Raw genomic sequence first — 5,885 nt, forward strand, 5'->3', positions numbered from 1 at the left:
ACTGTTTACGTTCAACGGCATACCGCAGTGCGTCATCCAGCATACGTTCGGCTGCACCAACACTGACTGCTGAAATATGTAAACGTCCTTTATCGAGGACTTTCATGGCTGTTTTAAAGCCAATACCTTCCACACCTCCAATCAGGGCAGAGGCAGGTACACGACAGTTTTCAAAGATGACATCACAGGTATAAGTACCTTGCTGCCCCATCTTTTTATCTTTTTTACCTAAGCTAATGCCTGAAGTATTACGGTCAACTACAAAAGCGGAAATACCGCCTGCGCCTTTAATATCAGGATTGGTTCTGGCCATTACGGTATAGGTACTTGCTAGCGGCGCATTGGTGATATAGCGTTTAGTACCATTCAGGATATAAAAATCGCCATCTTTCACTGCTGTAGTCTTTAAAGATGCAGCATCAGAACCTGATTCCGGTTCAGTCAGGCAAAACGAACCGATGATTTCACCACTGGCGTAGCGTGGTAAATACTTCTGTTTTTGCTCCTCAGTTCCGTCAATAATAATACCGCTTGAACCAATTCCATTGTTAGTTCCAAAAATAGAGCGGAAAGCAGGTGAGGTACGACCAATTTCAAAGGCTGCATAAAGTTCTTCTTCCATGGTCAGTCCTAAACCGCCATATTCCTCAGGGATAGTGAGACCAAACAGGCCTAATGCTTTCATCTGGTCAATAATGTCCTGAGGCATTTCATCTTTTTCGGCCACCTCATGTTCACGTGGCATTAATTCATTTTTAACAAATTGCTGAATCATATGAAGTAACTGATCCAGTGTTTCCTGATTACGAATCATCCTGACTCCTTGGAGTTATATTCTTTACAAAGGAAAAGACTAAAAATCTATATGAATAATTTTCTGGCACTGAAATTAATTAATAATAAAAATTAATTTTACTCTGCAAAATTAATTTGTCTAAATATAGCTTTATATTTTATATAAAATCTATAGTTTTGTGTTATAAATAAAATATTATTTCGTTTGATGAAATAAATTTACTTTATTTCTAGGGAAATTAGAACAAGAGTAAGGAGTAGAATGATGGGTGCTTTGACAGGTTTTAGAGTGCTGGATCTAAGCCGTATTCTGGCAGGCCCTTGGTGCAGTCAGATTCTGGCTGACTTGGGTGCTGAAGTCATCAAAATTGAAAAACCCTATAGCGGTGACGATACCCGTCGTTGGGGACCACCCTGGTTAAAAGATGATTCAGGACAAGACACTCAGGAGTCTGCTTACTATCTTTCTGCAAATCGGGGTAAGCATTCAGTCGCTATTGATCTAGCAACTCTGGAAGGGCAGCAGCTTATCCGGACACTTGTACTTGAATCTGATGTATTAATTGAAAATTATAAAGCGGGTTCACTTCAAAAATATGGTCTTGATTATGAAACGTTAGCAACAATCAACCCGCGACTCGTTTATTGTTCTATTACAGGGTTCGGACAGAAAGGACCTCGTGCAGATGAGCCCGGATATGATTTTATTATTCAGGGTATGGGCGGTATGATGAGTGTCACCGGTGAACGGGATGACCTGCCAGGTGGTGGTCCCCAGAAGGCTGGCTTGGCTTTTGCAGATTTAACCACCGGGCTCTATTCAGCTATTGCTATTCAGGCAGCACTGCTTTCCAGAGAAAAAACGGGCGAGGGTCAACATATTGACATGGCCTTGCTAGATACACAGGTTGCTTCCTTATCTGTTCTGGCCATGAATTATTTAACCTCGGGAAAAGTCCCAGGCCGTTTCGGCAATGCTCATGCCAATATTGTACCTTATCAGGTATTTAAAGCTGAAAAAGGCGAGTTTATTATTGCCTGTGGTAATGATAGCCAGTTTAAAGCACTGTGTGAAAGTATTGGTCTGGCTGAGTTAGCTCTTCATCCACATTACAGGCAAAATTCTGGACGTGTCACTTATCGGGAAGAATTGACTGCTTTATTACAGCAACACTTTATGACACGATCAGCCGAGGAATGGGTGAAAATTATCCATCAGGTTAAAGTCCCGGTCGGCATGATTAACAATTTAAAGCAGACTTTAGAAGAAGAGCAGGTGATTGCCCGGGAGATGGTAGTTAACATGCCTCATTCTTTGCAGCAGAACTATACATCTATTGGTTCACCTATTAAACTTTCAAAAACACCGGTAGAGTATCAAAAGGCGCCGCCGTGTTTAGCACAAGATACTGAAAATATTCTAAGCCGGTATTTATCAGAAACAGAAATTATAGAACTGAAAGAAAAGAAAATTATTCAGTAAATTTAAAAGTCCCCGTTCTTACAAGTCGGGGACTTTTTATATTTTACATAATTTCATTTAATGAGTCCTGAATATTGTGCACCATATGAATCAGGCGCGGACCGATTTCATCTTCGAGGCGCTCGGGACTGAGTTGGAAGCTGGGTGCTCCACAGTTAAAGACATATAATCCATGCTGACTGCTTACCAAGGGTACCGCCACAGAATTTACTTCCTTATGCCATTCTCCTAAAGATAAACAATAGCCATAGTCCTGATAATCACGAAAAGCACGTTCAAGTGAACGTTTGATTGAAGGCCAGTTCTCCGGATTTTTCTTGGCTAGTGCATCCATCAAGAAATTGCGCTCATGTTCTGGTGTAGCTGCCAGACAGGCCCGTCCCATAGAGCTGCTATAAATGGGTAAAGTCGAACCAATAGGGCGACGCATATTCAGTGAGCTTTCTACTTGTACTACATCAATATAAATCATATTCAACCGGTCACGGGTTGCCATAGCGACCGGTGCCTGAGCATATTTACTCATCTCTTCCATAAGCGGATGAGCAGTATTGCGAATAGAGATATTAGACAAGGCTGAATAGCCTAAGGAAAGTACACCTATATCAAGCATATACTTTGTAGAATTTGGCAACTGTTTTAAATAGCCTAAGCTTACTAGCGTATTAGTAATACGGGCAATTGTCGGCTTCGGTAAACCTGTCATCTTGGCTAGTTCCTGATTACCCAAGACCTGTTTATGAGCAGAAAAGCAGCGCAGTAACTCTAATCCACGTGCCAAAGAGGCAATAAATTGCGGATTATTTTCACGATGTATATGAGAGATAGGGTCGAGACGAATTTCATCCAGATTGGTTATTTTTTCAGTTTTTTCTACTCTGGTACTTTCAGACATTCAAGCCTCAAATATAATGAAAAATAAATATGTTATTCATTATATTTCGTTAAACAAAATTAATCCATTCACCACTTTTATAGTGAATGGATCTTTAAACTCAAAAAATCAGGAAACGTTTTCAATGACCATAGCCAGACCTTGACCTACACCAATACAAAGACTAATCACCGCATATTTTTTCTGGCGGCGCTGTAATTCACGTGCAACTGTTAGTGTAAGACGGGCGCCAGAAGCACCAAGAGGGTGGCCTACTGCAATTGCTCCTCCGTTTGGATTAACACGCGGATCATTAAAATCTACATCTAAACCTTTCAAACAGGACAATACCTGTGAAGCAAAAGCTTCATTGATTTCAATAATGTCCATATCATCAAGAGTCAGACCAGCACGGCTGACTGCTTTTTTAATTGCCTCAATAGGACCCGCACCCATAATACGTGGTTCAATACCTGCCGCTGCCGCTGACAAAATTTTTGCCATTGGTTTTAAGCCGTATTTTTCCTGAACTGTTTCTGAACCGATCAGTAGAGCTGCTGCGCCGTCATTAATACCAGAAGCATTTCCAGCAGTAACTACACCACCTTCAAACAAGGGTTTTAATTTAGATAGAGCTTCAAAATTAGAAGATGGACGTGGATGTTCATCTTCACTAACCAGTTTAGGCGGTAACTTTTTACCTTGAGAAACTTCAATAGGAGTAATTTCTCCTTCAAAGAAGCCTTCAGTCTTTGCCTGCTGATATTTCGCCTGTGACTGTGCAGCAAAGGTATCCGCCTGTTCACGGGTAATTCCAAATTCGACAGCTACATTATCGCCTGTTTCAGGCATTGAATGGCCACCATACTGCGCAGTAATTTTCTTATTAGGAAAACGTGAACCAATAGTGGTATCAAAGATTTTTGCCTCACGACTAAATGCAGTTTCTGCTTTGCCCATAACAAATGGTGCACGGGTCATGCTTTCTACACCACCAGCAATATACAGTTCACCTTCACCACAGGTAATGGCACGAGCCGAATCGATAACAGCCCCTAAACCACTTGCACATAACCGGTTTACTGTCTGTCCGGGTACAGTAACTGGCAAACCGGCCAATAACACAGCCATACGTGCTACATTACGGCTGTCTTCGCCAGCCTGATTCGTATCACCCAGAATAACATCTTCAATATCTGTCCCTGGTACACCTGTTTTTTCAATGAGCTTTTTAATAACTTCTGCTGCCAGATCATCAGGACGTATAGACGCGAGTACACCCCCATGACGGCCAATCGGACTACGTAAACCATCGTAAATATAGGCATTTAGCATTTGAAAACTCCATTTCAGAGATAGTAAGAGAGTAATTTTTGATTACTCAAAAAATATTTTGGTATCACTACGGCTTAAGGCTTATAAGTCATTCATCATGCTACATTTATTTGTCAGTTCAATCTGTGAAGAGCTTGGCAGTCAGTGATGAGTGCATATAAGGCCTATAAATTTGGGATTTCTTACATTCCATCTTCTTAATTAAGATTCTAGAAAAGCACTGGGTTTTTATGTTTTAGCTTAAAATTTCAGTGCAATGAAAAAGACAAGTATTGCCTTTAGCTCTTGATTCCTAGGTCTTAATTATATTGATTTCTTTGTTTCGTATAGCAAAACTATATTCTTTTTATCCTGTTATGTCTAAATTTTTTTGCAATTAATTTCGAAGTAAAATCAAAAATATTTTTATTATTTTATTAATTATTTGATTTTTATAAATTAAAAATATTAATTTCGCTCGACGAAATTAATTTTCAAAAAAGCTTGAATTTTGTGCATTTTATCTTTTACTATTCAGAACAGCATAAGTAAAACCAGATTTTTCATTGTGAAATCTAAATGAAGTGAAAAATCTATAGCGTTTAAAATAAATAGGTAGGGAGATCTCTGATGATCCGTGATGAAGGAATGCTTGAACAGCTGCTTTCAACGATTCGAAATTTTGTTAAAAATGAACTTATTCCACGTGAACACGAAGTTGCCGAAGCAGATAAAATTCCTGAAGACCTCATCCAGAAAATGCGTGAACTCGGTTTATTTGGACTCACTATCCCTGAAGAGTATGGCGGTTTAGGAATTACTATGGAGGAAGAGGTACGAGTTGCCTTTGAACTAGGTCAGACTTCACCAGCCTTCCGTTCACTTATTGGAACCAATAACGGTATTGGTTCTAGCGCAATCTTGATTGATGGCACTGAAGAGCAAAAACAGAAGTATTTACCACGCTATGCCAGTGGTGAAATCATCGGTTCGTTTTGCCTGACTGAACCGGAATCTGGTTCTGATGCCGCATCTTTAAAGACTACAGCAGTGAAAGATGGCGATTTTTATATCCTGAATGGTACTAAACGCTATATCACTAATGCTCCACATGCTGCAACCTTTACCGTAATGGCCAGAACCAATCCTGAAATTAAAGGCTCAGGCGGTATTTCTGCATTTTTAGTGGAAGCCGATAATCCAGGTATTACTCTTGGAAAAATTGACCAGAAAATGGGGCAGAAGGGTTCACATACCTGTGACGTCATCTTTGAAAACTGTCGTGTACCTGCCTCTGCCTTGATTGGAGGAGTGGAAGGGGTCGGTTTTAAAACAGCCATGAAAGTCCTTGATAAAGGACGTCTGCATATTGGAGCCTATAGTGTAGGGGTAGCAGAACGTATGCTGGATGACGCACTG

5 protein-coding genes are annotated in these 5,885 nt (G+C 40.3%); 2 read left to right on the top strand and 3 right to left on the bottom strand.

What is annotated here, in order from left to right:
* Positions 1–814: acyl-CoA dehydrogenase family protein (locus tag B3R63_RS05520; RefSeq protein WP_286729012.1), on the bottom strand; the 814-nt coding region annotated here is incomplete at its 3' end.
* Positions 815–1,060: 246 nt separating this feature from the next.
* On the opposite strand from B3R63_RS05520, the gene B3R63_RS05525 reads away from it, so the two are divergent.
* Entirely contained in the window at positions 1,061–2,278 is a 1,218-nt protein-coding gene (locus tag B3R63_RS05525; RefSeq protein ID WP_286729179.1) for a CaiB/BaiF CoA transferase family protein, read from the top strand.
* A gap of 43 nt (positions 2,279–2,321) precedes the next feature.
* Here B3R63_RS05525 and B3R63_RS05530 read toward each other — a convergent pair whose 3' ends face one another.
* Positions 2,322–3,173, bottom strand: coding sequence for an IclR family transcriptional regulator (locus B3R63_RS05530; protein WP_005014172.1), 852 nt, complete (start codon positions 3,171–3,173; stop codon positions 2,322–2,324).
* Between the two features lie 108 nt (positions 3,174–3,281).
* Positions 3,282–4,487 (bottom strand): 3-oxoadipyl-CoA thiolase, encoded by a 1,206-nt coding sequence (locus B3R63_RS05535; RefSeq protein ID WP_026444194.1) that lies wholly within the window; start codon positions 4,485–4,487, stop codon positions 3,282–3,284.
* Positions 4,488–5,096: 609 nt separating this feature from the next.
* On the opposite strand from B3R63_RS05535, the gene B3R63_RS05540 reads away from it, so the two are divergent.
* Positions 5,097–5,885: acyl-CoA dehydrogenase family protein (locus tag B3R63_RS05540; protein WP_286729013.1), on the top strand; the 789-nt coding region annotated here is incomplete at its 3' end.

This window comes from Acinetobacter sp. UBA1297 (assembly GCF_002307755.1).
Classification (GTDB): domain Bacteria; phylum Pseudomonadota; class Gammaproteobacteria; order Pseudomonadales; family Moraxellaceae; genus Acinetobacter; species Acinetobacter radioresistens.